Here is a 25,284-nt window from a genome sequence, read left to right as displayed (position 1 = left end):
AATCGCCTTGGCGCGGCTTGCAGATGGGTTGGTGCGAAGGGCAGGGGTGAGGGCGGACCAAACGGCCCGCCCCCGGTAAGTCAAAGCTTACTGGTAGATGCGCTGACGTGCTTCTTCCAGACGGGCCAGGATGTCGTCACGGTTCTCGGGGAACACCATGAATTCCTGCAGGCCTTCCATGCCGACAGATGCCATTTCGGCTGGGAAGTCACGGTCGAAGAACTGAGCAACACCGCCCTGGGCGTTGTTGGACAGCATGTCGAAGCCCTGCTCCAGGAACTCGTCTGCGTCGACGCTGGAGTCTGCGTTGATTGGCAGCTGACCCAGTGCGTCACCGGAGTTGATTTCTGTCTGAACGTCGGCAGATGCGACGAAGGACAGGAATGCACGGGCGTTGTCTTTGTTAGACGCCTGAGCCGGGATGTGGAACGTATCCGTTGGTGCGTCTTCGCCCTGTGGAACGTCTGCGATCGTTGGGAACTGGTAGAAGTCGATCTGGCTATCGTCCAGACCGGCGTCACGCATAGGTGCCACAGCGAAGTTACCGATGAGGTATGCTGTTGCGTCACCGTCTGTCATGAACTTCAACGCTTCCTGCCAGCTGTAAGACTGGTGGTCGTCGATGAATGCGCCCATTTCGATCAGTTGAGCCCAGTTTTCGAATGTTTCGACAACGCGTGGGTCTGTCCACTCAACTTCGCCGCGGGCCAGTTCCATGTGGAAATCAAAGCCGTTTGTGCGCATGTTCATGTAGTCGAACCAACCGCCAGCAGTCCAAAGGAACTTGGTGCCGATGGCGTAGCACTTGCGACCGCTGTCGAGGATAACCTGACAGTTGGCCATTTCTTCTTCCATCGTGGTGGGCTCAGTCAGGCCCAGCTCGTTGAAGATGTCTTCGCGGTAGTAGATGCCCCACTGGTAGAACGTGTATGGCACGCCCCACTGTGCGCCGTTCAGCGTCATTGCGCCTTTCACAGCGTCCAGACCTGGCAGGCTGCCGTCTTCGTACATGTCAGACACGTCTTCGAACAGACCGGCTTCAACGTATGGACCCATACGGTTCGCGGCATACCAGTTCACAACGTCAGGCGCGTCAGCCGTCAGAGCGTTCCGGATCTGTGTTTTCCAAGCTTCGCGATCAACGATCGTCAGCTCGATGTTCAGGTCGGGGTGCATTTCCCCAAAGTCGGCCACGAGGCCTTCCATCACTGCACGTGGTGCAGGGTTGGACATATCGGATACGATACGAAGATCGCCGGACAGTGCGTGACCGTCAGCGAATGCGGATGTCGATGCGACACCCAAAGCGAGCGCCGCAACGGACGCTTTCATCATGGAATGCATGGTTTCCTCCCTTAGCTTCCATCTTAACCAGTCTCATTATTTGAAACTTGGTTTTGAATATTGAAATTTAATCGCGACTCGCCCATGGTTGTCAACAGGCGAGGTTGGAGGACACGCTGAATTGGGAGGAAATACCGTGAGTACGTCGGGCGACGGCACAGTTGGTAAAGCATTGGACGTTCTGGATCAGGTCGCATCTTATGGCCGTCCGGTGCGTTTTGCCGAATTGCTGGAGGGGTCTGCCTTTCCGAAGGCCACTCTCTACCGGTTTGTCCAAACCCTCACAAATCAACGGATGCTGTCGTTCGATCCGGAACGCGGGACTTATTCACCGGGTGTCCGTCTGGTCCGGCTTGCCCATGCGGCATGGCAAACAGCGTCACTGGCCCCGATCGCACGCGCGCAGATCGATCAGTTGAGCGCGGATGTGGGCGAAACGGTGCATCTGGCCCAGCTGGATCATGCGCAAGTGATCTATGTGGACAAGCGCAACGCGGCGGAACCTGTGCAGATGTACAGCCAATCGGGCAAAGTCGGCCCGGCCTATTGCACTGGCGTGGGCAAAGCGATGATGGCCTATCTGCCCGATGCTGAACTGGATCAGGTTCTCGACCAGCAAAGCTACCACGCCTTTACGGACACAACCCATACATCGGCGGAAAGCCTGCGTGATGAACTCGCTGATATCCGCGCCAACGGTTACGGTTTTGATCGCGAAGAACATGAACCCGGCATCATCTGCGTGGCAGTGCCGATTCTGACTGAAACGAACCGTGTGCTGGGGGCTTTGTCTGTCACCAGCACAACGACCCGCACCAACCTTGCGGGGCTGGAAAGCCTTGTCCCGCGCATCCAAACAACTGTTGAAGCCATCTCGAAAGAGGCCAGTTCCTGGCACTTTCCGGCCACGGCGACAACTTCTTAAGAAAGGGGCTAAGACATGTCCGGCGTAACAATGAACAAAGTCATCAAGAAGTACGGTGATGTGCAGGTGATCCATGGCATCGATCTTGAGATTGATGACGGCGAGTTCTGCGTCTTTGTCGGCCCGTCGGGCTGCGGCAAGTCCACCTTGCTGCGGATGGTTGCGGGGCTGGAGGAAACAACGGGCGGCTCCATGAGCATTGGGACACGCGACGTCACCCACATGGACCCATCCCAGCGTGGTGTGGCCATGGTGTTCCAGACCTATGCGCTTTACCCGCATATGACCGTGAAAGAGAACATGGGCTTTGGCCTGAAGATGAACGGTCACCCCAAAAAGGTGATTGAGGAAAAGGTGGCCGAAGCGTCGCGTATCCTCAAACTTGATGAATATCTGGATCGTAGGCCCGCCGCCTTGTCCGGCGGTCAACGTCAACGTGTGTCCATTGGCCGTGCGATTGTCCGTGGGCCAGAGGTGTTCTTGTTTGACGAACCCCTTTCCAACCTTGATGCCGAACTGCGGGTAGAAATGCGCGTGGAAATCGCGCGGCTGCACAAAGAAATTGGCGCCACGATGATCTACGTGACCCACGATCAGGTTGAGGCGATGACCTTGGCCGACAAGATCGTCGTGCTGCGTTTGGGCCATATCGAACAGGTGGGCGCGCCGATGGAATTGTACCGCGACCCCGACAACAAATTCGTCGCGGGCTTCATTGGATCGCCTGCGATGAATTTCATCAAAGGCACCGCAGGTGACGGCGCGGTTGAGGTTCCGGGGCTGGAGCAAACGATCGAGATCGGCATTGCACCTGCCTACAAAGGCAAGTCGGTGGATGTGGGTCTGCGACCCGAACATCTGGCCATTGATCATGCGGGCGGCGCGCTGCGCGTTGATTTGGTCGAAAGCCTTGGCGGCGTCAGCTACGCCTATCTGGTCAGCCCGGCGGGCGACCGGATTGTTGTCGAGGAACGTGGTGATGAACGGGTGAGCGAAGGCCAGATGGTTGGCCTCACCTTTGAGACCAAGCGCGTTTATCTGTTCGACGGTGAAACAGAAATGCGCATCCGTACGTAAAGCGCACGGGGCGCAGACTTTCTTTGAAAGTCTGTCACTTCAAATCCTCTGGGAGGATTTGGTCCCCCTCCAATGAACACGGGCCCCAGCTAGGGGCCCGTTTTGCGTTTAACGTTTGCCGTAGTAGAGCCCGACCACGTGTTCGGCTTGCGCAAAGAACAGCCAGCGGGCCGTAAAGACGCCGACAAGGTGGCTCAGCACGGCCAATCCTGCAAGGATGTGATCGGTGCTGCCGCTGACGCTGTCCAATTGTGTAAGCGCCAAGAAAACAATTGGGATGATGACCATCAACGCCATCGACATGATGCGCAGTTTGGCGGCATGTTTGCGGCCAATCACATAGACAAATTCCTTAAGCAGGTAGTTTGTGCCTGTGTGGGGTGGTTCAAAGGCGCGGACCGTTCCACGGTCGCCCAGCCCAGTCGCTGTCGCCATGGTGGTGCCCGATTGCGCAAGCGCCTTGTCCCCGATGATCCAATGGGCCAGTTGCGCCAGTGCCGCGACGATCAGCAGGGGAATGGCGATGGCCGCTTGTCCCGCCAACAGTGCGCCGCCGGCGATACAGATGCTGAGAAACATTGCGGGTGTGGTGATGTTGTGCCACCGCGGGACGGTCTTGATCTGGGTATAGATCATTGCCGTCGTGAACACCGTCAGGATGGACAGGACCGCGCCAATGACCCCGATCACAGGCAGGGGGGTTGCAAAGAAGATGGCCGCACTCGCGTAAAGCCCCATGACCAGTAGGGCGGCCACGGCACAAATGCCTTCACGGCTGAGCCAGCTGGACCGCCATTGTTTGAACGCTTTCAGCGCGCGTTCTGGGTGTCCGAGGTGGAACGTCGATGAAATCAGGCCGCCCACAGCCAGTGCATAGGCGCTGAAAAACCAGATGAACGCCGAGAAACCGGTGGGTTGCGGAATGCCAAACCCAAGGAAGGCCAGCAGGCCGAAGCCCAGACCGGAAAGCGTGGAAAACAGGATAACGGATGGTGCGGGATGCATTAGGTCTTACCTCCGGGCATGGCGTCGAGGGCTTTGTCCAGCCAGCCTAGGAAACCGGTGGCCTCGGCTGCGACGGGTTCAAGGAAAGGCGCCAGAATATCTACGTCTTCGGACCTGTCGCGGTCTTTGGGGCGCGGTGGCAGGTACTTGTTCACGGGCTTGGTGCCCATTTCGGGCATCAGATCCATGCCGCCCCGTTCTGCGGACAGGGTAGAGACGTTGGATGTTGGGTCCGCGAAGTCCCCGAAGTGGCGCGCGCCTGCGGGGCAGGTGCGCACGCAGGCCGGTTCGCGGTCCTCTTCGGGGAGGTTTTCGTTATAGATGCGGTCGACGCACAGGGTGCATTTTTTCATGACCTTTTCGACGGCGTCCATTTCGCGTGCGCCGTAGGGGCAGGCCCATGCACATAGCCCGCAGCCGATGCAGTCTTGTTCGTTGACCAGCACGATACCGTCTTCGACCCGTTTGTAGCTTGCCCCTGTCGGACACACGGTGACGCAAGGCGCGTCTTCGCAGTGCAGGCAGGATTTGGGGAAGTGGATCAGCTGCGCTGCCCCTTCGGACGGCTGAACCTCGTACGAGTGGACGCGGTTAAGGAACGTGCCCGAGGGGTTCGCGCCATAGGCGTCGGTATCGGCCAAGGGCGCGCCATAGTTTTCGGTGTTCCACCCTTTGCAGGAGATCACACAGGCGTGGCAGCCGACACAGGTATCAAGATCGATAACCAGGCCGAGCTTTTTGTCGGTGGAGGTGGGGAGCGTTGTCATGTTGTTCCCTTTGCGATGAAGACGGTGCCTGTGGCAGAGGATGGACCCTGCGGGGCGAGTATTTTTGGCAAAACGAAACCAATCGGTTCCTCTTTGGAGGCATCCCATGTGGCGACGAACCAGACGAAGGACCCGATCATCAGGGCCAGTGCCGCGAAGATAAGGGCGAGGGTTTTATTCATTTGCCCACCTTCCATGTCAGGTCCTTGGGGCCTTTGGGCACGGGGGCCTTTTGGGCAGCTGCCGCAGGCTGGGATTGCTGGCCTTTGGGGGCTGCGGTTTTCTCGATCTTGACGCGCAGGTCGAACCAAGCGGCTTGGCCTGTGATCGGGTCCGAATTGGACCAGCGCATGCCGTCGGCCTGTTCGGGCAAGAGTTCGTGGATCAGGTGGTTCAGCAAAAAGCCTTTGGTTGTTTCGGGCGCGTCATTGTCCAGCGCCCACGCGCCTTTGCGTTTGCCAATAGCGTTCCATGTCCAGACGGTATTTTCATTGAGCGCGGCCATATGGGCGACGGGCACGGTGATGACGCCGGAGGGGGAGGTGACTTTGGCCCAGTCGCCGTCAGCAAAGCCATGCTTTTCCCAGATTTTGGTGGGCACATAAAGCGGGTTCACCCCGTGGATTTGCCGCAGCCATGCGTTCTGGGTGCCCCAGCTGTGATACATCGCCATGGGGCGTTGGGTCAGGGCGTGGACGTCGTATTCGGACGTATCCGTCAGCTCATCCGAGAGGGGCGCGTACCACATAGGCAACGGATCCATCGTGTCTGTGATGCGCGCGCGCAGGTGATCTGGTGGCTGCACTGCGCCATGACCTTCGGCGGCCAGTTGCATCCGGCGCAGCGGTTCCACGTAAGGCGTGAAGATATAGGGCTGGGGGCTGTCGTAGAACGACATTTTCACCGCCCAATCCTGATAGGCCATATTGAAAGGTTTGTAATAGGCGGCCTCTTCGGGGACGTGGCTCATCCAGAAGCCGCCGTTCTTGATGTAGGCGTCAAGCTGGGCATCATTGGGTTGGCCGCGGCCTTCGGTCAGGCCGTCGTCGCCCATGCGCCAACCCGCCAAGGGCCCCACGCCAGGGCGGCGCATGTGGTTGGTGATGTAATCGGCGTAGTCTTCGTATTTCTGGGTGCCGTCTTCGTTCACAAAGCCGGGCAGGCCAAGGCGCGCGCCAAGGTCGCACAGCACAGATTGGAAGCCGCGCACGTCGCGGTCAGGTTCCACCACGGGCCAGCGGATGGCGTCAGCGACGGCGTCGGCCTCACATATCGGACGGTCGAGGAGTGAGATACAATCGTGGCGTTCCAGATAGGTGGTGTCAGGCAGGATCAGGTCCGCGAAGGCCACCATTTCCGAAGAATAGGCATCCGAATAGATGATGCGCGGGATGACGTATTCGCCTGTTTCCTCGTCCTTGTCGGTCAGCATGTCCATCACGGCGGTCGTGTTCATGGACGAATTCCACGACATGTTCGCCATATACATAAACAGCGTGTCGATCCTGTACGGATCGCCCGCGTGGGCGTTCGCGATAACCATGTGCATCATACCGTGGGACGACAGGGGGTTTTCCCACGTGAACGCCTTGTCGATGCGGATGGCGGAGCCGTCGTCGTGCAGCAGCAGATCATCCGGCCCGTGGGTGAAGCCAAGGTGCGGGCCGTTCAGCGCCTCACCCGGTGTGACTTTGCCGTGGGGTTTGGGGTGGGCTGTGGCGGGTTTGGGGTAGGGCGGTTTGAAGCGCATGCCGCCGGGCGTTTCCACGGCGCCCAAGGTGATCTGCAGCGTGTGCAGCGCGCGGCAGGTCTGGAACCCGTTGGAATGCGCCGAAATCCCGCGCATGGAGTGCATGGAAACGGGGCGGCCCACCATTTTGTCGTGCTTTTTGCCACGGAAGTCTGTCCATGGACGGTCCAGTTCAATCGCTTCGTCAAAGGCGACGCGCGCCATGTCGGCTGCAAGGCGTTTGATGCGCGACGCCTCGATCCCTGTCTGGGCGGCTACGTTTTCAGGCGCGTATTTCACGTCGAGGAACCGGTCGGCCATCAGGTGGAAGACAGGGCGGTGGGTGACGCCTGCGTGGCGGTGGGTGGCGCGCAGGTCGGGTTCAACGCCTTGACCGTTCCAAGGGGCCAGTTCGCCGGTGTTGCGGTCGATGACCAGCGGCTGGCCGTCGCCGTCACGCAGCAGCAGGCCGTTGTCTGGGCTGTTTGGGTCTTCGTTTACGATGCAAGACGCATTGGTGAAACGTGCAAGGTAGTCGAGGTCCAGTTTGCCCGCCTTAAACAACTCATGGATCAGGGCCATGATCAGCAAACCGTCGGTGCCTGGTGTGATGCCAAACCAATCGTCGGCCACGGCGTTATAGCCGGACCGGATCGGGGTCACGCCCACAACACGCGCGCCGCGGGCCTTGATTTTGCCGATCCCCATTTTGATCGGGTTGCTGTCGTGGTCTTCGGCGACGCCAAAGAGAACGAACATTTTTGTATGGTCCCAATCGGGCTGGCCGAATTCCCAGAACGCGCCGCCCATGGTGTAGATGCCAGCGGCGGCCATATTCACCGAACAAAAGCCACCGTGGGCTGCATAATTGGGCGTGCCGAAGCCCTGCGCCCAAAGCGACGTGAACGATTGCGACTGATCGCGGCCCGTGAAAAACGCGAGCTTTTCGGGGTGCTTTTCGCGCACAGGTTTCAGCCAGTCGGTGGCGATGGTCAGGGCCTCTTCCCAGCTGATCTCCTCGAATTCGCCGGACCCGCGCGGGCCGACCCGTTTCAACGGTGCCTTCAAGCGGGATGGCGCGTTGACCTGCATGATCCCGGCGGAGCCTTTCGCGCACAGAACGCCTTGGTTCACGGGGTGGTCCTTGTTGCCTTCGATATAGGCGACTTTGCCGTCCTTCATGTGCACATTGATGCCGCAGCGGCAGGCGCACATGTAGCAGGTGGTTTTGCGCACCTCGTCTGAGACCTTGGGGGATGTGTCGAGGACCGGTTGATCTTTGGGCATATCAGGACCTTTCAATGTCAGACGATTTGGGTGCGGATCAGGCCTAGGGATGCAAGGCCGATCAGAAGGGAGAGGCAGAAGGGTTTATAGTAGGATTCCCATCTGGGGATGAACAACTTGGTGCCCAGCCAGACGCCAAGCAGCGTCGGCGGGATCAGCAGTAGCCCACGGGCAGCGGCGGTGGTCGTCATGGTGCCAAACCCGAGTTGGATGAAGAGAGAGAAAAAGCCTGAGGCAAACAAAAACAGCACCAGTGTGCCGCGCATGGACCGCGCCGCACTGCCCAGTGATAACACGTAAAGCGCGATGACCATGCCGCCGACGTGGGCCAGCCCTGATCCGATGCCTGCCAGAATGCCTGGTGTGAGGGTGCCTGCCTTGGACGGCAGGCCGGGGATACGGACCTTACCCAGCTGCAGCACAGCGAGGACCACGATGATCGACAGGGCCACCGCGCGGGAGGTGTCGACCTGCATCGAAAGCGTGAGCCACAGCCCCAGTGGCCAGCCGATGACGGACCCCGCCACCAACAACATCGCCACACCGCGATCCGCGTCTTTGATGCCCGCGCGCGCCATCATCAGGCTGGCGGACATTTCCAAAAACCACAGGATGGGGATCAACAGGACGGGGGCAAGGAATGTCGCCGCCGATGCCATCACCAAGGCCGACAGCGCAAAGCCCGAGAACCCGCGCACGATGCCCGCGACAAATGTGATCGCGACGAGGGCTAGAAATGTCCCTTGGCTCAGGTCGGTGATCTGCAAGGCCCAGTCCATTACGCGGCCCCCAGTTTAACGGCATCCAGTGCGATCTGGCGTTCTTCGTGGGTTTCAACGACGTGGACAGGGATGTCGCCCAGAAAGGCCAGATGCGCCATGATCCGGTCGCGAATGTCAGCGGAGTTCTGGCCGATGCCGCCCGTAAAGACGACCGCGTCAATGCCGCCCATGGCGACCAGTGCGGACCCGGCGTGCCGTGCGGCCCAGTAGCAAAAATGATCGACGGCGAAATTCGCCTCCGGCGTGTCAGCGGCCAGCAGCAAGCGCATGTCGTTAGCCCCGCCAAGCCCCTTGAGGCCACTGTCTTTGTTCAAACGCCGCGCGGCCTCGTCCATTCCGTGAATTTCAGCCATCCGCAGGACGGCCATGCCGTCAATCGCACCGGACCGCGTGCCCATGGTCAACCCGTCCAGCGGTGAATAACCCATGGAAGTGGCGACGGATTTGCCATCCTTGATCGCGCAAAGCGATGCACCCGAACCGAGGTGCAGGGCCAGCAAACGGGACGGGATGTCATCGCCAAACTGCGTGACGATCCACGCATAGCTGAGTCCATGAAACCCGTAGCGGCGAATACCCATGGCGCGGTCTTCCGCAGGGATCGCATATGACGTGGCCACATCAGGATTGGTCGCGTGGAAGGCCGTGCCGAAACTGGCAAACTGCGGCAGGTCCGGCGCCAGCGTTTGCAGCGCGCGGATACCGGCAAGGTTGTTGGGGTTGTGCAGGGGGGCCAATGGAATGGCCGCCTCGATCCCTGCGACCACATCGTCATCGACGCGGCAGGGGGCCACAAGGGTCGTACCGCCGTGGACCACGCGGTGGGCGGCGGCTGTCAGTGTCTGCGTTGTGATGCCTTGGGCGGCAAGGCTGGTCAGGATCGCTGTCAGGGCGGCGTCATGATCGGGGGCTGCGATGTCTTTGTCGTCGGTGCCCAGATCGATATGGGCCAAGGGGCCGCCGATGCCGCTGACCTGGCCTGCCATGACCTCCGTCAGGTCAGCCGTGTCCGTGGGCTGGAACACCGCCACCTTGATCGAGGACGATCCGGCATTGACGACCAAAATCATCAGCCAGCCGCCACAATGGCCCCAAGGGCGATGGACGACAGGCGCGCCGCCGCAGGGTCAGCGCGGGACGTCAGCAGGATTGGGACCTTGGCCCCCATAACGATGCCACCCGCACAGCCACCGGTAAGGTAGACGAAGGATTTGAAAAGCGCATTGCCCGATACGATGTCGGGCACAATGATTGCATCCGCCTGTCCGGCCACGGGGTCACCTGTGATTTTTTTGGCCTCAACGGCCTTGGGCGACATGATCAGATCAAACGCCAAGGGGCCGGAGAAATCGGCGTCCGCGATGTTGTCCGCCGCCCAGTCCCGCAAGTCGCGGCCTTCGACCGACGATGGCACGCTGTCGATCGGGCTTTCGGTGGCGGACAAAAACGCCACCTTGGGACGGGGATTTCCGATCTTGTGCAGCAGGGTCACAACCTCAGCCGTGGCGTCTTTGCGGGTGTCGAGGTTGGGGGACACGTTTACAGCGGCATCCGAAATGGTGATGGCTTGATCGCCCTTGGTGATGTGGAAGATGTGCACGAACCGTTTGCCGGTGCGCAGCCCGTTGTCGCGGGCGACGGCGGCGCGCATGAAGGCGTCGGTGTGCAGCTGGCCTTTCATCAAGACATCCGCGCGGCCCTCGCCACAGGCCTTTGCGGCGGCCATGCCGCTGTCGACCTCGCCGTCAGCCTCGATAATTTCGAATTCGGAAATGTCCCAATCCAGCTTGGCGGCTTCGTCTTCGATCATGTGGCGTTCGCCGGTGAAGATCGGGACCATCATATTGGCCTCTGTCGCCTCTTTGGCGGCCAGCATGGGCAGCGGCGCGCCTGCGCGGGCGATGGCCACGCGGGGGCTGGGCAAGGCTTGGGCGAGCTTGATGATATGGGCGGGGGCCTCAGCCGCGTCATTGGACAGGAAAGTCATGGTGGGGTCCCCTTAAAGATACGTATGGCCGGGGCGAGAAAATCCCGCCCCGGCCGAAGGTTTTACAACACGTATTAAGCCAGCTGTGGCTTCATGTCGTCCTTGGAAATACCAGCCACGGCCACAGGCTTCTTCATGGCGTCGCGGCGGAAGGGTTCACCCAGTTCCTGATTGATCATGGCTTCAATCAGCGTGGTCACGCCGTTTTCCATCTGGTCCTTGATCGCTTGGTTCAGCGCGTCAGTCAGTTCTTCCTGCGTGCGGGCAACGACGCCCTTCAGGCCACAGGCGTTGGCGATGCCGGCGTAGGACACTTCTGTGTCCAACTCGGTGCCCACGAAGTTGTCGTCGAACCACAGGGTGGAGTTCCGCTTTTCCGCGCCCCACTGGTAGTTACGGAAGACGATCTGCGTGACCGCAGGCCATTCACCGCGACCAATCGCTGTGAGTTCGTTGACCGCGATGCCGAAGGCGCCGTCACCGGCGAAGCCAACCACAGGCACATCGCGTTGGCCAATTTTCGCACCCACGATGGCAGGCAGGCCATAGCCACAAGGGCCGAACAGGCCAGGCGCCAGATACTTACGACCTTCGTCGAAGTCAGGATAGGCGTTGCCGATGGCGCAGTTGTTGCCGATGTCGGAGGAGATGATCGCCTCACGGGGCAGCGCGCTTTGGATCGCGCGCCATGCCATCCGTGGGGACATCCAATCCGGCTTGTCCGCGCGGGCGCGTTCGTTCCAAGTGGTGCCTGGATCGTCGTCCTCGTGGTCCATGGAGGACAGTTGCTGCGCCCAACGGGATTTGGTTTCAGCGATCTTGGCTTTGCGGGCGTCACGGCCTGCGTCGCCTGCATTCGCGCTAAGGTTTTCAAGGAGGCCTTTGGCCACCTTGGCCGCGTCACCTACGATGCCCACGGTGACCTTTTTGGTCAGGCCGATGCGGTCGGGGTTGATGTCGACCTGAATAATCTTGGCGTCTGTGGGCCAGTAATCCATGCCATAGCCAGGCAGGGTGGAAAACGGGTTAAGGCGCGTGCCAAGGCAGACGACAACATCGGCGTCCTTGATCAATTCCATGCCAGCCTTGGACCCGTTGTAGCCCAGCGGGCCTGCGAACAGCGGGTGGGAGCCAGGGAAAGCGTCGTTGTGTTGATAGCCCACGCAGACAGGTGCATCGAGCTTTTCGGCCAGCGCCTTGGAGGCTTCAATACCGCCTTCGGACAGAACCACACCGGCACCGTTCAGGATGACAGGGTTCTTCGCTGCAGAAATCAACTCAGCCGCTTTTTTGACGGAGTTTTCACCACCGCCGGAGACTTCGAATTCAATCGGCTCAGGGATTTCGATGTCGACCACTTGGGTCCAGAAATCGCGAGGGATGTTGATCTGGGCGGGACCGGACAGGCGCTTTGCCTTGGCGATCACGCGGGTCAGGACCTCAGCCACGCGGGTGGGGTCGCGGACTTCTTCTTGGTAGGCAACACAGTCAGCGAACAGGTTCATCTGTTCCATTTCCTGAAAACCGCCCTGACCGATGGTCTTGTTGGCGGCCTGCGGCGTGACCAGCAAACACGGTGTGTGGTTCCAATAGGCGGTTTTCACGGCAGTGACGAAGTTCGTGATGCCGGGGCCGTTTTGGGCGATCATCATGGACATTGCACCGGTCGCACGGGTGTAGCCATCGGCCATCATTCCCGCAGAGCCTTCGTGGGCGCAATCCCAGAAGGTGATGCCCGCATCTGGAAAAATGTCGGAGATCGGCATCATCGCGGAGCCGATGATCCCAAAGGCATTGTCGATGCCATGGGCCTGAAGCGTTTTAACGAAGGCTTCTTCGGTGGTCATTTTCATTTGGGAATCCCCTCTGATCAAATTTGGCCCAACACTATGGTTTTGCCCCCTCTAGCGTTAGGTCCAGTTCGATACCGGCCTTATTGCCAGTCGCGTGTGTTTCGAGACTTTTGGTCTCATTTATTGCACGGTTTGTCGAGTCAATCCTACCGCTCTCCCGACTTTATCCCATTTCCCCAAGGGTGCGCGCCAGCAAGGAAATGCCCTCGGTGATGCGCGGCGTCGGGATGGAACTATAGGCGAGCCGGTAGTAATTCGTAGGCGGGTTTGGTCCTTGGAAAAACGCGTGTCCCGGTTCGATCAGGACAGACTTTTCCGCAAGTCGCGCAGCCAGATCGCGCGTGTCGACATGATCGGGCGCCCGCATCCACAAGGATGATCCACCAAAGCTGCCGCGCCCAGCAACGGTCAGCCCATGTTCGTTGACGGCGCGGTCAATGGTCGTGCGCCGGTCGTGAAACGCGCGGGACATACGCCGGACCAAGGCATCGTAGTGACCGCGCGACAGGAAATACGTGACCGTACGTTGGATGTGGCCCGGCGGGTGGCGCAAGACCGACGCGCGCAGGGCGCGGGCCTCGCGGATAAACGGCGCGGGGCCGACGAGGTAACCCAGCCGCAACCCGGGAAACAGCGATTTGGAAAAGGAGCCCACGTAAATCACCCGCCCGTTCTTATCGAGGGATTTCAGTGCGGGTGAGGGCGGTTTGAGGAACGACATCTCAAATTCGTAGTCATCCTCAACGATTAGGAAATCGTCTTGTTCGGCCTTCTCCAACAGGTCATGTCGGCGCGACATGGGCATGGTGGCGGCGGTGGGGCATTGGTGGCTGGGGGTCGTGAACAGCACATCAGTGCCCTTGGGCAGCGCACCGGGCGGGATGCCGTCGCCGTCCACAGGAATGGCATGCAGGTGGTAGCGCGATTGTTCGAGGATGCCCCGCAGGGCAGGGTAGCACGGGTCCTCAATTGCCGCGGTGCGGCGTTGGGTCAGCAGGACCTGCGCGGTCAGCCACAAGGCGTTTTGTGCCCCCAAGGTCAGTAGGATTTCGTCCGGTTTGGCAAGGATGCCGCGCCGGGGCAGCGTTTGGCGGGCGATGAAATCCAGCAGTTTGGGATCGTCGCTGTCAAAGTAGTCCGCGGTCAACGCGTCAAAGTCTTTGCGCCCCAAAGCTTCCAACGCGCACAGGCGCCAGTTGGCGCTGTCAAAGAGCGTCGGGTCGGCCTGCCCGTAGATGAACGGATAGCGATAGTTGGCCCAATCCGAAGGTTTGGAGAACGTATCCAGCGACGTGAACCGCTGCCCGATGGCGCGGGACCAATCCACCGTGCTGTCGCCTGCGGCCTTGGCGGGAAAATGCGGCGGTTCGGGCGCGTTGTCGGACACGAAATAGCCGGACCGCCCACGGGCCACGATATAGTCGTCGGCCAGAAGTTCGGTGAAGGCGAGGGTGACCGTGATCCGGCTGACGCCGAGATGTTCTGCCAGTTTGCGCGAGGAGGGGAGTTTCTCGCCAGGGCGGAACCGACCGGCAAGGATACCCTCCGCCACCAACTGGCGGATCTGGGTCTGCAACGTGCCCTCGGCATCGGGCTGCAAAAAGAAGGTTTCAACGGGTAGGGCCATGGCGCTAGTGTAGCTGGCCCTATGGGGGAAGTGAACTGGTCTTATGGGGGTGATGCATCCTTGAAGATTAACGCGCCGTTCGGTCGCAACATCCAAATCTGTTCTAAATCTAGGTTAACGCCTTGTTTTGCGGTGTTTTGGCGGTATGGAAGCCGTATGGCTTGCGTCTGGCTTTGGTATGGCAACACGCTGGCAAACCCCAAGGTTAACGCACCGCACGGTGGCGTTTGTTAAGAATGACTAAGGAACAGATAACGCGGTGCAGCGAGGGGCGCGTTTAGGCCATCCTCTTCGAACGATGACGGCTCAAGGCTTCATTTGCTGGATAGGCTCCGATGGCCGCAAGGAGCCCATACCTCCCAAATTGCTGCAACGAGGCGAACGTCCGGTCTTTGGTACGTCCGGGTGGCGAAATGTCGCCCTCGTGAAAATCAACCGTACTGCTAGTGACAATAGAATACTTTCACGGAGATCATGATGCCGCCCGTAGAACTGCTTGTTCCATTTCTAGCCGCAACAGCGATATTCGCGTTCACCCCCGGCCCTGGAATGCTCTACATGGCCGTTCAAACAATGACACATGGAGCGAGGGCGGGATGGCTCAGCTCCGTCGCATTTCACCTAGCGTCTTATTTGCACATATTCGCGGCTGCCTTCGGTGTAACTGTTCTTTTGAAAACCGCGCCAGTCTTGTTGATCGTCCTCAAGGTCATTGGGGGTTGTTACCTGATTTGGATGGGAATCCGACTATGGAAACGTCCAAGGAGCGATGTTCCAACACCCCAACCATCCAACGCAGAACCTTCTCGAGAGGCTTTTCGCGATAGTCTCACCATCGAAATGCTGAACCCGAAATCCGCGCTCTTCTATTTCACCTTCCTCCCGCAATTCACGACACCGGATGCGACTTTTCCGGTCTGGTTGCAAATCCTAACACTCGGCGTCATCGCCAACATAGCCTTCAGCCTTTCCGATCTCGTGTGTATCGTCTTTGCGCGACTTGTTGCTGCAAAAGCAGCAGCGTCGGCTCGCCTTGTCGCGTGGGGGCGATGCCTTGGAGGAACCGTTCTTATCGCATTGGGTGCAAGGATCGTCGCTGATGCGCGTTGATTAAGCAGACCTTGGCGCAGCCGCAGCGAAATGGTGCTTCGTCCGCATAGCGGACCTTTGCCCCTACCGCTGCTGTTCCACCGCTGCCGCAAATGCGCGGCTATCCACCGCCAGGTTTGCCTGACCGAAGGGGGATTTTTCGTCTTCGGCGTTGAAGAATGTGCTGTCCACGGCGACGATTTTCCATGCGCCGTCTACGTTCAGCAGAAACGGGGATCCGCTGTCGCCTTGGGCGGTGTCGCATTCGTGCAGGATGGAATTATCCTCATAGGCTTCGATGACGCGGCAGCCGACGTTGCCGGACAGGTTGTCGCCCGTGTCCCACGAATAACCTGCTTGGTTCACAATCAGCCCCGCGCGTCCGATCTGGCTGAGGTTTGCGGTGGTCAGTTCGTGGACGTCGAGGTAGCCGACCTCATCCCCCAAGGGCTGATCCAGCAAGACCAGCGCCCAGTCGTAGCCATTTCCGCCGCCTGCGGGTTGTGTGTCCGGCGTGTAGTTGGGGTCGAACACCGCGCCCAGCACTTTTGCTTGCCCCATGGAGCGGCCCAGCGACAGACCGGCTGTAAAACTGACGGGGGTTAGGGTTTCGTCGCCCGTGTCGGTGACACAATGGGCCGCCGTCAGCACCAGCGACGGGCCGACCAATGTGCCGGTGCAGGTGCCGTCCTGCAGCTCAAGCGAGCCGATCGCTGACCAAGGCATTTGCGTCGCATCCACCAACAAACGGTCATCGCGACCAAAGAAGTGGTTTTCCAAACCAGCGGGGCGCGACCGGCCCAGACAATCGGCGGTGTCGCTAAAAGCTTCACAAGTGCCATCGCCGCCCGAGGCTTCGTTGCAGACCCCGTCAAAGGCCGTGTTGCAGGTGTCGGTGCGGTTGCGCAAATAGGCCACTGGCGCGCAATCGGTCACATCCGTGCCGGAGGGGCAGTTGTCGGTGCCGATGCCCGGTTCATCACATTCGCCATCGTTGGCCCAGCGGCAGCTGTCCTCCCCGCCCAGTGCCATGGCGCGGCAGTCAGAGGCGTCGGTGCCGGTTTCGCAAAAGACCGTGCCGCCAAAGGCCACGTCGTCACATTCGCCGTCATTTGAATACTGGCAGCTGTCGTCGCCCAAGCTGGCGCGCAGGGTGTCTGGCACAAGTGCCAGCAAGCGGGCCAGTGCCTCCGGTGAGGTGCCAAAAGCATCGCAATCGGTGGCATCGGTGCCGTCCAAACAGGCACCGCCTCCGCCGTAGCGCAATTCGTCACATTGGTTGTCGTTGGCAAACGAACAGCTGTCGTCATCAAGGCCGGCGGCCAGTTGGCGGCAATCGGCGGTGTCCGTGCCGTCCGCACAATAGCCACCGCCGCCATAGCGGGCCTCGTCACATTCGTTGTCGTTGGAATATTCGCAGCTGTTATCGCCGCCGCCCGCTGGGGCGGCCACGGTTTGGGCGCTGCAATCGGTGGTGTCGGTGCCGTCCGCACAAAAGCCTTGGCCGCCGTATTGGGCCTCATCGCATTCGCCGTCGAAGGCAAAGTCGCAGGAATTTTGCGCAAGGGCGGGAAGGGCTGTCACCAGAAAAATCAGGGCAAGGAAGGAACGAAGCATGAAACGGGCCTTTGGAAACGATGTCAGCCCCCACCTTTCCAAAAAGAAAAGGCTGGGTCCACTGAGAACCCAACCCCTTTTTTCATTCATCGGATCGGTTTTAGCCAAACACCCGGCCCAATGCGCCGTCCACGGCGGTGGTGATTTCGTCGATATCATTGGCCGTTGCGATCAGCGGGGGTGAGAAACACAGCGTGTTGTTCTTGCCCGGAACGGAGCGGTTGGTGGCCCCGATGATCACGCCCTGCGCCATGCAATCGGCCACAACCTGACCGACCATTTTTTCATGCACGGGGTCTTTGCTGTCGCGGTCAGACACCAGTTCAGCACCGCAGAACAGCCCCTTGCCGCGCACATCGCCGATGACTTTGTGCTTCTCAGCCAGCGCGTTCAGATTTGCCACAAGGCGTTCACCCATGACCAATGTGTTGTCCAACAGGTTCTCATCTTCAAGGATGCGCATGTTTTCCAACGCGGCAGCGGGGCCTGCCGTGCAGCCGCCAAAGGTGGAAATGTCGCGGAAGTAGTTCATGGGGTCGGTGTGGTCGTCCTTGAACAGATCGAAGACCTTCTCAGACGTCACGCAGCACGAAATCGCCGCATAGCCAGAGGCCACGCCCTTCGCCATTGTTACGATGTCGGGCTGTACGCCGTAGTTTTGATAGCCGAACCAAACACCTGTGCGACCCATACCACAAACGACTTCGTCGATGTGCAGCAGGATGTCGTACTTGGTGCAAATCTCCTGCACACGTTCCCAATAGCCTTCAGGGGGCGTGATGACGCCGCCACCGGCTGTGACGGGTTCAAGGCACAGCGCACCGACTGTGTCGGGGCCTTCGCGCAGGATGACCTCTTCGATCTGGTTGGCGGCCCATTCACCGTAGTTCTGGTCTGGCGCGCCATCCTGTTCGTGCTTGCGGTATTCCATGCAGTGGGGGACGCGGATAAAATCGGGTGCGAAGGGGCCGTATTGGGCGTTGCGTTCTTCCTGTCCGCCTGCCGACATCGTGGCGAGGGTTGAGCCGTGGTAATCGCGGTCGCGATATAGGATTTTTGTCTTCTTGCCGCCGTAACGTTTATGGGCGATCTGGCGGACCATCTTGAAGGCTTTCTCATTCGCCTCAGAGCCGGAGTTCGCATAGTAGACCCGCGTCATGCCGGGCATCTTTTCGATCAGTTTTTCTGCAAACAGCGCGCCGGGGATCGTGCCCACGGTGCCGCCAAAGAAGTTCATCTTCAGGATTTGATCCCGCACGGCGTCAGCGATGCTTTCGCGGCCGTAGCCCACGTTGACAGTCCAGACGCCACCGGCGACGGCATCGAGGTGTTCTTTGCCGTGCTGGTCCCAGACGCGCATGCCTTTGCCTTCGACAATGATGCGGGGCTCACCGGTCTCAAAAGGCTTGTGCTGGATCAGGTGATGCCACACGTGGGCACGGTCGGCCTCGACGACGTGGCTCAGATCGTTTGCTGTCATTCCGTCCATGGGGGACCTCCTGCTAGAATCGGGGGCGCTGATGTGGCGCGATGTCATACTATTGCGACTTTGCGGGGTGTCAGATAGGGCCAGAGTGTCCCGCCGAATAAGACCAGAATAGCGAGGCCTTGACCTTCTAGTCATTGGAACCCTTATGACGGGGTGAACAACGGGGCGACATGGCCACGTTTCGGTTTGATATTGAAGGGATGACCTGCGGCGGATGTGCGGCGCGGGCAGAAAAAGCCATGGCAGGCGTGCCCGGTGTTGCGTCGGCGGCGGTGAACTTCGCCAACCACACCGCGACCGTCGAAGCCACGGGGGCGACCGCTGCACAGATCGCGGCGGCCGTGACCAAAGCGGGCTACCCCGCGACGACCCGCGCCCGCGCAACGGCAGTGGCGGAGGCTGATACTGCCGCGCTGGGCTGGCAGGTGGTCTCGGCAGCTGTGCTGACCTTGCCGATTTTCGTGGTCGAAATGGGCGGGAATCTGTTTCCCGCCCTAAATCACTGGATTGCCGCACAGATCGGGCTGGGCCAGTCGTGGACGGTGCAATTTGTCTTGGCGTCGCTGGTGCTGATCGGGCCGGGGCGGGTGTTTTACCGGCTAGGCGTGCCTGCGCTGATGCGTGGCGCGCCGGATATGAATGCGCTGGTGGTGCTGGGCGCGACGGCGGCTTGGGCCTATTCGACGGTGGCGACCTTTGCGCCCGCTGTGCTGCCCCAAGGCGCGGTGGCCGTCTATTTCGAAGCAGCGGCCGTGATCGTGACACTGATCATGCTGGGTCGCTGGTTGGAGGGCCGCGCCAAGGGCCGTACGGGGGCTGCGATCAAGCATCTCATCGGGGTGCGGCCGGATACCGCGCGCATCGAACGGGACGGTGCGGTGGTTGAGGTGACGCTTGCATCCGTTCAGGTGGGTGACGTCGTGCACATTCCAGCAGGCGCACGGGTGCCGATGGACGGTGTTGTGGCGCGCGGCGCCGGTGTCGTGGATGTGGCGATGTTGTCCGGCGAACCGGTGCCGGTGGAAAAGGCTGTCGGTGACGTGCTGACCGCAGGCACAATCGACGGCACCGCGACCCTTGTGATGACAGCACAGGCCGTGGACGATGATCTGGCGGCAGTGGCCGCGGCTGAGGCCGCGTCGACCCACCCCCTCGCCGCAGCTGTTCTGGCCGAGGCGGGCGGGCTGTCGCACCCCGCGAATGATGTTGAAACGCTGCCCGGTTTGGGCGTGCAAGGTGTCATAGATGGGCGACACGTCAGCGTCGGCAATGCGGACCTTATGGCGCAGCTGAATGTGACGGTGACGGCTGAGATCCCCCAAGACCAGACCCCGGTCTATGCCGCCATTGATGGGCAGTTTGCGGGGGCCTTAGGTGTCACCGACCCGATTAAAGAGGATGCCGCCGCCGCTGTGGCCGCGTTGCAGGCCCGTGGGGTCAAGGTCGCTATGATCTCAGGCGATAGGCCGTCTGCGGCTGAGGCTGTGGGCCGCACTTTGGGCATCGACCACGTCATCGCCGGCGTGCGACCAGAGGGCAATGTCGGGGCGTTGAAGGCCCTGCAATCTGACGGTGCGGTGGCGTTTGTGGGTGACGGGATCAACGACGCACCTGCGCTGGCGGCGGCGGATGTGGGTGTCGCCATGGGCACCGGGACGGACATGGCCGTAGAGGCTGCGGATGTTGTGCTGATGTCGGGCGACCCCATGGGCGTGACCCGCGCGATTGAGGTCAGCCGCCGGACGCTGCGCAATATTTGGCAAAACCGCGGCTGGGCGTTTGGGTATAACGTGATCCTTATGCCGGTGGCCGCCTTGGCGTGGTTGTCGCCGCAGTTGGCGGCCCTCGCCATGGCGGCGTCCAGTGTTCTGGTGGTCACGAACGCGCTGCGTCTGCGCTGGGTCAAGGTGGCGGCATGAACATCAAAGACGCCAGCGCAGCTGTGGGCCTGCCTGCTAAGACAATCCGTTATTATGAAGACATCGGCCTGATAGCGCCGGATCGCGCGGCGAACGGCTACCGCGATTTCAGCGACGCGCACCTGCATAAGCTGACGTTTCTGGCCCGCGCACGAGGTTTGGGGTTTTCCGTGGACGACTGCCGCGATTTGCTGGCCCCGTGGGAGGACCAATCCCGCGCCAGCGCGGATGTGCGCGCCATTGCCACGGACCATCTGGACCGCATCACCGGCAAGATCCGCGACCTTCAGGATATGGCCGAAACCCTGTCCCATCTGGTCGAAACCCGCGCGGGCGATGCGCGGCCAGATTGCCCGATCCTCACGGGGTTGGCCGGGCCACACCGCACAACCAAAGCGTGAAATCAGCACGGTCCGGCCCAATTTCTGCCCAATAGCGTCGTTAATCCTTCAACCGATTGCATTGGTTGGAGGTGCCAGAATGGCCTACCGCATTTTGTTTGATCGCTTTTTGCGCCTTGGCCCTGTGGCGCTGGGCATTGTGTCACTGTTGATCTTTGTCGGCGCCTATTTCCTGCAGGTGGAGATGAACAAACGTCAGGTCGAAAAGCTGCGCGCGCTTGATGCGGGTGCGCCTGCGGCGGTTCAGGTGCAGTCTTTTGATCCCGCCCGTGATGTGACCCTAGTGCGTGAGGCCGTGATTGAGGCGCAGTTGCTGTGGAACTATTCCTACGACCTTTGGTACGAAAAGGAATGGTCGACCGACTACGTTGTCATGTTCCCCATTGTGGCCGCGAACCAGACGGACCCGAACAGGGTACTGGGCTTTGCGATGCTCAAGGCGGAGGACGGAAATTTCTCCACCTTTACGCCAGAACAGGTGGACGACCTTCTTATCGACGAAGGCATGCTGGGGCCGGTCATGACCTTGAACGGCGAAGTGCGCGGTCTTGGTCAATGGGAAGGCTTGGTTGAGGAGTCCATGTTCGACATGGGCCTGAAAATGCCCGAAGACGCGATTGTCATCTGGCCCTTTATGGAGGGCCGAGAGGTTGCGTTGGGCGGTCCCAAAGAAGGCACGATGACGATCTTTGGGCTGCTGTCCAAGGTCGCAGGGGCCATCGGGCTTTTGGCGATTGCCAAACTGGCGTTTCGGCGCAAAGACGATGATGAGCAGGTTGAAGACTTTGACGAAGGCCATGACCCTCAGCCTGATTATGCGATGCAGACGGACGTTGGGGGCTATGCATCTGGGCCGGAGGATGATCCGGTCATTGTGCCTGCCCGCCGGTTTAGCCTGCGCAAAGCGGCTATTGGCGTGGTCGGGGGCGCGTTTGTGCTGCTGGCGGCCTCCGTTGGGTACAGCATGTTGGCCACGGACGCTGCACCAACCACAACTGTTGAGGCCTCAGATGTTGTTGCGGCACCAGCCGCACCGGTTGAGGTGACGGACGTCGTATCAACGCCTTCGGCCCAAACGGCGGACGGCACACTCCAAGACCTGCTGACAAAGGCAATGGCGTGGGTCGATGCCGGATCTGAGTGGTTCGCGGGGCTTATCGACGCTGCGGCTGCGGGCGATATGACGGCAACGGTGACGTTGCTGACGGTCGTTCTGGGCGCGTTCTTCGGGATCATCGGCCTCAAAAAGCTGTTCGGCCTGACGGGCCGGTTCAAGCTGGGCAATGGCGATCTATTGGAAGACTTGGACTTTGGCTAGAAATCAACCGTGACGCCAGGCAGGTTGAGGGATTTGATAAGCTCCCTCAACTCCTGCCGTGCGGCCACGTTTGAGATGTTGAGCCCTTTAACACCCAAGTCGCGCAGGTCCAGCAAGGTCAGGCCACGGGGGAACAGTTCACGGAAGATGACCCGTTCATTGAAACCCGGAGCCGTGCGGAACCCGATGCGGCGGCTGAGTTTTTCAATCGCCGCTTCCATCTTTTGTTTGTTGACCATGTTTTGCGCCCCCATCCGGTTGCGCACCACGATCCAGTCAATGGGTTCAAACCCCGCCTGCGCACGCAGCTGCCGCGCGTTCCAGACCATCTGGGAATAGACCGACGGACCAGTGATGTTTTCACCATCGCTGTCGACATGGGCCAGAAGGTCAAAATCAATAAAGCTGTCGTTCAGGGGCGTGATCAATGTGTCGGCCAGCGAATGGGCCACCTGTGACAGACGGGTGTGGCTGCCGGGACAGTCGATCAGGATGAAATCGTTGTCCGGTTCCAGCCCTGCTACAGCGGCAGACAAACGGCGGTCGAAGATGTTTTCGCCTTCCCGCAGGGAGGCGGGGTCCACCTCAGGCAGGTCGTGATAGGTGGGGGTTGGCAGGTCCAGCCCCTCTTTGGCCAGATAGGTCGTGCGGTTGTCGATGTAGCGGCCCAGCGTTTTCTGGCGCAGGTCCAGATCGAGAGTGCCGACCTTGTGGCCCATCCGTGAGAGGGCAGTGGCCACGTGCATAGAAACGGTCGATTTGCCCGCGCCGCCCTTTTCGTTCCCCACGACGATAATATGTGCCACTGCTTTGTTCCCTCGATGCTGTTCCCGGGTCGTTGCCCGGAAAGATGCCGTAACCTTACTGCGTCCTGCTGACAAGACAATGACCGCGAAAGGGGCGCTGGGGATTGACTTGTGGTGGCGTGGCCTCCATGTGCCACACAACGGGGCGATACCGGCTGCCGCGTGAGCAGGCGCACTGGGTGCGCACAGGCGTATCGACCACGGACCCACGACCGGTCCGATTAAGGTTCCCACAGTCACGCAGGGGTGCCGCGCCATCAGGCGCGCGTTCTGTGGCGGGCAGTTCCCGTAGATATTGACGGCCTTAGCGCCGTGCATGGGCCTTTGCCCAGAAAGACGACCGATGGATTTTGACATGCTGGGCCTTGCGCCCCGATTGATCGCCGCTTTGGAAAAGCAAGGCATCACCGACCCCACCCCGATCCAGTCCCAAGCGATCCCGCACGCCATGAATGGCCGCGATGTGATGGGGTTGGCGCAGACAGGGTCCGGCAAGACGGCAGCCTTTGGCCTGCCGATGATCAATATGCTGCTGAAAGAACAGGGCAAGCCCGCGCCCAAGACCGCGCGCGCCCTGATCCTTGCCCCCACCCGCGAATTGGCCAAGCAAATTCAGGAGAATTTGGCAGCCTACACCACTGGCACGCACCTTAAGACTATGTTGGTCGTGGGCGGTGCCGGTATCGTCGGCCAGATGCGTAAACTGGAACGTGGCACGGACCTGTTGGTCGCCACGCCGGGCCGGTTGATTGACCTGTTGGACCGCAAAGCCGTGCGCCTGAATGAGACGCATTTTCTGGTGCTGGATGAAGCGGATCAGATGCTCGACATGGGGTTCATCCACGCCTTGCGCCAGATTGCACCGCTTCTAGCTGCGGATCGCCAGACAATGTTGTTTTCGGCGACGATGCCCAAGCAGATGAACGAATTGGCGCAGGCTTATTTGAACGATCCCGTGCGCGTGCAGGTGAATGCGCCTGGCAAGGCGGTGGACCGGATCGAACAATCGGTGCATTTCGTGGCCAAGGCCGCCAAGACCGATCTGTTGATTGAATTGATGGAAAAGCACCGCGATGAACGCGCGATTGTCTTTGGGCGCACGAAACACGGGTCCGAAAAGCTGCATAAGCTGCTTGAGAAGAAGGGTTTTGCCTCTGCGTCGATCCACGGGAACAAATCACAAGGCCAGCGGGATCGCGCGATCACGGATTTCAAGGCGGGCAAGGTGACGGTGCTGGTGGCCACGGATGTGGCAGCGCGTGGTCTGGACATTCCGGAGGTCAAACACGTCTACAATTACGACCTGCCCAATGTGCCCGAAAACTACGTGCACCGGATTGGCCGGACGGCCCGCGCCGGTGCGGACGGTATGGCGGTTGCGTTTTGTGCACCTGATGAGATGGGCGAGCTGCGCGACATCCAAAAGGCCATGAAGGCCGACATCCCCGTGGCAGGTGGCCGCCCGTGGGCCAAGGACGAAGAAGAAGCCAAACCCAAACGCGGCGGCGGCGGTGGCCGTCGTGGTGGTGGCGGCGGGGGCCGTGGTGGCCCCCGCGGTCAAGGCAAACCCGGCGGCGGTGGTGGCCGACCCGGTGGTGGCGGAAAGTCCGGTGGTGGTCGGCGGCGGAAGCCCAAGGCGGGGTAACGTTTCTCGGTCTCTCTAGCGGATGAACGCGAAGACGAGCGCACCGATCAGGCCGATCTGCGCAATGCAGATCAAATTCAGGAGCAGCCCAAAAGGCTGTTTGCGTGTTTTATGACGAAACCGGCGTTGCGCCAGCTTCGCACCAATGCTGCCACCAAACAGGGACAGCGTCAGTAGGGTATTTTCTGGGATGCGGCGGCCACCACGCCTCGCTTGGTCTTTGTCCAAAGCAAAGGCCAGATAGGTGGTGATATTGAACAGTGCCAAACCGATGGCCCCGCCAATCCAGAAAAAGTGGCTGGTGATAAATTCCGACACTGCCGTTCTCCCCAAACGAAAAACGCCGCCCCCGAGGGAGCGGCGTCTCTATCTGCAAATTGCCAAAGCTTAGAAGCCCAGACCTTCGTACTTCTTCTTGAACTTCGACACGCGGCCACCGGTGTCCATCAGACGTGCGCCGCCGCCGGTCCATGCGGGGTGCACGGTCGGGTCGATGTCCAATGACAGCTGGTCGCCTTCGGCGCCCCAGGTGGATTTCATCTGGTAAACCGTGCCATCGGTCATTTTGACGTCGATGATGTGGTAGTCGGGGTGAATGTCTTTTTTCATGCGCCCAA

The 25,284-nt window shown here is 60.2% G+C and carries 21 protein-coding genes and 2 pseudogenes; 8 read left to right on the top strand and 15 right to left on the bottom strand.

The window, feature by feature from the left end; genetic code table 11:
• Window positions 1-87 precede the first annotated feature (87 nt).
• Window positions 88-1,344 (bottom strand): ABC transporter substrate-binding protein, encoded by a 1,257-nt coding sequence (locus ACTG36_RS04290; RefSeq protein WP_375279930.1) that lies wholly within the window; start codon window positions 1,342-1,344, stop codon window positions 88-90.
• Window positions 1,345-1,480: 136 nt separating this feature from the next.
• Here ACTG36_RS04290 and ACTG36_RS04285 point away from each other — a divergent pair, with 136 nt between their 5' ends.
• Together ACTG36_RS04285 and ACTG36_RS04280 are read left to right on the top strand one after the other, a co-directional pair.
• Complete coding sequence (locus tag ACTG36_RS04285; RefSeq protein ID WP_375279929.1) at window positions 1,481-2,269, top strand: IclR family transcriptional regulator; 789 nt, start codon at window positions 1,481-1,483, stop codon at window positions 2,267-2,269.
• Between the two features lie 15 nt (window positions 2,270-2,284).
• Complete coding sequence (locus tag ACTG36_RS04280) at window positions 2,285-3,346, top strand: ABC transporter ATP-binding protein (protein WP_375279928.1); 1,062 nt, start codon at window positions 2,285-2,287, stop codon at window positions 3,344-3,346.
• A gap of 108 nt (window positions 3,347-3,454) precedes the next feature.
• Here the strand turns inward: ACTG36_RS04280 and ACTG36_RS04275 are convergent, their stop codons facing one another.
• The 9 genes from ACTG36_RS04275 to ACTG36_RS04235 form a co-directional block, all read right to left on the bottom strand.
• Entirely contained in the window at window positions 3,455-4,351 is an 897-nt protein-coding gene (locus ACTG36_RS04275; protein WP_375279927.1) for a dimethyl sulfoxide reductase anchor subunit family protein, read from the bottom strand.
• Window positions 4,351-5,118, bottom strand: coding sequence for a 4Fe-4S dicluster domain-containing protein (locus ACTG36_RS04270; RefSeq protein WP_375279926.1), 768 nt, complete (start codon window positions 5,116-5,118; stop codon window positions 4,351-4,353). The genes ACTG36_RS04275 and ACTG36_RS04270 overlap by 1 nt, the downstream gene beginning before the upstream one ends.
• Complete coding sequence (locus ACTG36_RS04265; RefSeq protein ID WP_375279925.1) at window positions 5,115-5,300, bottom strand: hypothetical protein; 186 nt, start codon at window positions 5,298-5,300, stop codon at window positions 5,115-5,117. The genes ACTG36_RS04270 and ACTG36_RS04265 overlap by 4 nt, the downstream gene beginning before the upstream one ends.
• Window positions 5,297-8,134 (bottom strand): molybdopterin oxidoreductase family protein, encoded by a 2,838-nt coding sequence (locus ACTG36_RS04260; protein ID WP_439141542.1) that lies wholly within the window; start codon window positions 8,132-8,134, stop codon window positions 5,297-5,299. Before ACTG36_RS04260 ends, ACTG36_RS04265 begins: the two co-directional genes overlap by 4 nt.
• Window positions 8,135-8,151: 17 nt before the next feature.
• Window positions 8,152-8,913, bottom strand: coding sequence for a TSUP family transporter (locus tag ACTG36_RS04255; protein WP_439141540.1), 762 nt, complete (start codon window positions 8,911-8,913; stop codon window positions 8,152-8,154).
• Window positions 8,913-9,986: an acetate/propionate family kinase gene (locus ACTG36_RS04250; RefSeq protein WP_375279922.1), complete on the bottom strand. Its 1,074-nt coding sequence runs from the start codon at window positions 9,984-9,986 to the stop codon at window positions 8,913-8,915. The genes ACTG36_RS04255 and ACTG36_RS04250 overlap by 1 nt, the downstream gene beginning before the upstream one ends.
• On the bottom strand, window positions 9,986-10,903 hold the full coding sequence (locus ACTG36_RS04245) for a phosphate acyltransferase (RefSeq protein WP_375279921.1): 918 nt from the start codon (window positions 10,901-10,903) through the stop codon (window positions 9,986-9,988). Before ACTG36_RS04245 ends, ACTG36_RS04250 begins: the two co-directional genes overlap by 1 nt.
• Before the next feature lie 74 nt (window positions 10,904-10,977).
• A complete protein-coding gene (gene xsc, locus ACTG36_RS04240; protein ID WP_375279920.1) occupies window positions 10,978-12,756 on the bottom strand; it encodes a sulfoacetaldehyde acetyltransferase in 1,779 nt (592 codons plus the stop codon).
• A 163-nt stretch (window positions 12,757-12,919) separates the two neighbouring features.
• Complete coding sequence (locus ACTG36_RS04235; RefSeq protein ID WP_439141537.1) at window positions 12,920-14,383, bottom strand: PLP-dependent aminotransferase family protein; 1,464 nt, start codon at window positions 14,381-14,383, stop codon at window positions 12,920-12,922.
• Between the two features lie 474 nt (window positions 14,384-14,857).
• Here ACTG36_RS04235 and ACTG36_RS04230 point away from each other — a divergent pair, with 474 nt between their 5' ends.
• Complete coding sequence (locus ACTG36_RS04230; RefSeq protein WP_439141535.1) at window positions 14,858-15,493, top strand: LysE family translocator; 636 nt, start codon at window positions 14,858-14,860, stop codon at window positions 15,491-15,493.
• A 63-nt stretch (window positions 15,494-15,556) separates the two neighbouring features.
• Here the strand turns inward: ACTG36_RS04230 and ACTG36_RS04225 are convergent, their stop codons facing one another.
• The gene (locus ACTG36_RS04225) at window positions 15,557-17,089 is read right to left on the bottom strand and encodes a trypsin-like serine peptidase (protein ID WP_375281533.1); all 1,533 of its coding nucleotides are present in this window, start codon (window positions 17,087-17,089) and stop codon (window positions 15,557-15,559) included.
• A 100-nt stretch (window positions 17,090-17,189) separates the two neighbouring features.
• On the bottom strand, window positions 17,190-18,578 hold the full coding sequence (locus ACTG36_RS04220; protein WP_375281532.1) for an aminotransferase family protein: 1,389 nt from the start codon (window positions 18,576-18,578) through the stop codon (window positions 17,190-17,192).
• A 170-nt stretch (window positions 18,579-18,748) separates the two neighbouring features.
• On the opposite strand from ACTG36_RS04220, the pseudogene ACTG36_RS04215 reads away from it, so the two are divergent.
• The 4 genes and pseudogenes from ACTG36_RS04215 to ACTG36_RS04200 all read left to right on the top strand — a co-directional run.
• A pseudogene (locus ACTG36_RS04215) lies at window positions 18,749-18,925 on the top strand (heavy-metal-associated domain-containing protein); the annotation flags it as partial.
• A gap of 207 nt (window positions 18,926-19,132) precedes the next feature.
• A pseudogene (locus ACTG36_RS04210) lies at window positions 19,133-20,497 on the top strand (HAD-IC family P-type ATPase); the annotation flags it as partial.
• A complete protein-coding gene (locus ACTG36_RS04205) occupies window positions 20,494-20,898 on the top strand; it encodes a MerR family DNA-binding protein (protein ID WP_375281530.1) in 405 nt (134 codons plus the stop codon). The pseudogene ACTG36_RS04210 and the gene ACTG36_RS04205, both read left to right, overlap by 4 nt.
• A 79-nt stretch (window positions 20,899-20,977) precedes the next feature.
• Window positions 20,978-22,216 (top strand): hypothetical protein, encoded by a 1,239-nt coding sequence (locus ACTG36_RS04200; protein WP_375281529.1) that lies wholly within the window; start codon window positions 20,978-20,980, stop codon window positions 22,214-22,216.
• Here the strand turns inward: ACTG36_RS04200 and ACTG36_RS04195 are convergent.
• Complete coding sequence (locus ACTG36_RS04195) at window positions 22,213-23,022, bottom strand: division plane positioning ATPase MipZ (RefSeq protein ID WP_375281528.1); 810 nt, start codon at window positions 23,020-23,022, stop codon at window positions 22,213-22,215. The two genes, ACTG36_RS04200 and ACTG36_RS04195, sit on opposite strands and share 4 nt — an antisense overlap.
• A 343-nt stretch (window positions 23,023-23,365) precedes the next feature.
• Here ACTG36_RS04195 and ACTG36_RS04190 point away from each other — a divergent pair, with 343 nt between their 5' ends.
• Window positions 23,366-24,667: a DEAD/DEAH box helicase gene (locus tag ACTG36_RS04190; RefSeq protein WP_375281527.1), complete on the top strand. Its 1,302-nt coding sequence runs from the start codon at window positions 23,366-23,368 to the stop codon at window positions 24,665-24,667.
• A 15-nt stretch (window positions 24,668-24,682) separates the two neighbouring features.
• Here ACTG36_RS04190 and ACTG36_RS04185 read toward each other — a convergent pair whose 3' ends face one another.
• Window positions 24,683-24,985, bottom strand: coding sequence for a DUF1294 domain-containing protein (locus ACTG36_RS04185; protein ID WP_375281526.1), 303 nt, complete (start codon window positions 24,983-24,985; stop codon window positions 24,683-24,685).
• A gap of 69 nt (window positions 24,986-25,054) precedes the next feature.
• The gene (gene rpmE, locus ACTG36_RS04180; protein WP_375281525.1) at window positions 25,055-25,276 is read right to left on the bottom strand and encodes a 50S ribosomal protein L31; all 222 of its coding nucleotides are present in this window, start codon (window positions 25,274-25,276) and stop codon (window positions 25,055-25,057) included.
• Between the last annotated feature and the right edge of the window lie 8 nt (window positions 25,277-25,284).

The organism is Pseudooctadecabacter sp., from assembly GCF_965657175.1.
Lineage (GTDB): Bacteria > Pseudomonadota > Alphaproteobacteria > Rhodobacterales > Rhodobacteraceae > Octadecabacter.
Note: the sequence above shows the minus strand (reverse complement) of the source record. Positions and strands in the feature narration are given on the sequence as shown.

What these genes read in the sequence shown, in the direction of transcription:
- ACTG36_RS04290 (WP_375279930.1), bottom strand. Translation starts at nt 1,344, where the DNA reads ATGCATTCCATGATGAAAGCGTCCGTTGCGGCGCTCGCTTTGGGTGTC.
- ACTG36_RS04280 (WP_375279928.1), top strand. Translation starts at nt 2,285, where the DNA reads ATGTCCGGCGTAACAATGAACAAAGTCATCAAGAAGTACGGTGATGTG.
- ACTG36_RS04275 (WP_375279927.1), bottom strand. Translation starts at nt 4,351, where the DNA reads ATGCATCCCGCACCATCCGTTATCCTGTTTTCCACGCTTTCCGGTCTG.
- ACTG36_RS04270 (WP_375279926.1), bottom strand. Translation starts at nt 5,118, where the DNA reads ATGACAACGCTCCCCACCTCCACCGACAAAAAGCTCGGCCTGGTTATC.
- ACTG36_RS04265 (WP_375279925.1), bottom strand. Translation starts at nt 5,300, where the DNA reads ATGAATAAAACCCTCGCCCTTATCTTCGCGGCACTGGCCCTGATGATC.
- ACTG36_RS04260 (WP_439141542.1), bottom strand. Translation starts at nt 8,134, where the DNA reads ATGCCCAAAGATCAACCGGTCCTCGACACATCCCCCAAGGTCTCAGAC.
- ACTG36_RS04255 (WP_439141540.1), bottom strand. Translation starts at nt 8,913, where the DNA reads ATGGACTGGGCCTTGCAGATCACCGACCTGAGCCAAGGGACATTTCTA.
- ACTG36_RS04250 (WP_375279922.1), bottom strand. Translation starts at nt 9,986, where the DNA reads ATGATTTTGGTCGTCAATGCCGGATCGTCCTCGATCAAGGTGGCGGTG.
- ACTG36_RS04245 (WP_375279921.1), bottom strand. Translation starts at nt 10,903, where the DNA reads ATGACTTTCCTGTCCAATGACGCGGCTGAGGCCCCCGCCCATATCATC.
- xsc (WP_375279920.1), bottom strand. Translation starts at nt 12,756, where the DNA reads ATGAAAATGACCACCGAAGAAGCCTTCGTTAAAACGCTTCAGGCCCAT.
- ACTG36_RS04235 (WP_439141537.1), bottom strand. Translation starts at nt 14,383, where the DNA reads ATGGCCCTACCCGTTGAAACCTTCTTTTTGCAGCCCGATGCCGAGGGC.
- ACTG36_RS04230 (WP_439141535.1), top strand. Translation starts at nt 14,858, where the DNA reads ATGATGCCGCCCGTAGAACTGCTTGTTCCATTTCTAGCCGCAACAGCG.
- ACTG36_RS04225 (WP_375281533.1), bottom strand. Translation starts at nt 17,089, where the DNA reads ATGCTTCGTTCCTTCCTTGCCCTGATTTTTCTGGTGACAGCCCTTCCC.
- ACTG36_RS04220 (WP_375281532.1), bottom strand. Translation starts at nt 18,578, where the DNA reads ATGGACGGAATGACAGCAAACGATCTGAGCCACGTCGTCGAGGCCGAC.
- ACTG36_RS04205 (WP_375281530.1), top strand. Translation starts at nt 20,494, where the DNA reads ATGAACATCAAAGACGCCAGCGCAGCTGTGGGCCTGCCTGCTAAGACA.
- ACTG36_RS04200 (WP_375281529.1), top strand. Translation starts at nt 20,978, where the DNA reads ATGGCCTACCGCATTTTGTTTGATCGCTTTTTGCGCCTTGGCCCTGTG.
- ACTG36_RS04190 (WP_375281527.1), top strand. Translation starts at nt 23,366, where the DNA reads ATGGATTTTGACATGCTGGGCCTTGCGCCCCGATTGATCGCCGCTTTG.
- rpmE (WP_375281525.1), bottom strand. Translation starts at nt 25,276, where the DNA reads ATGAAAAAAGACATTCACCCCGACTACCACATCATCGACGTCAAAATG.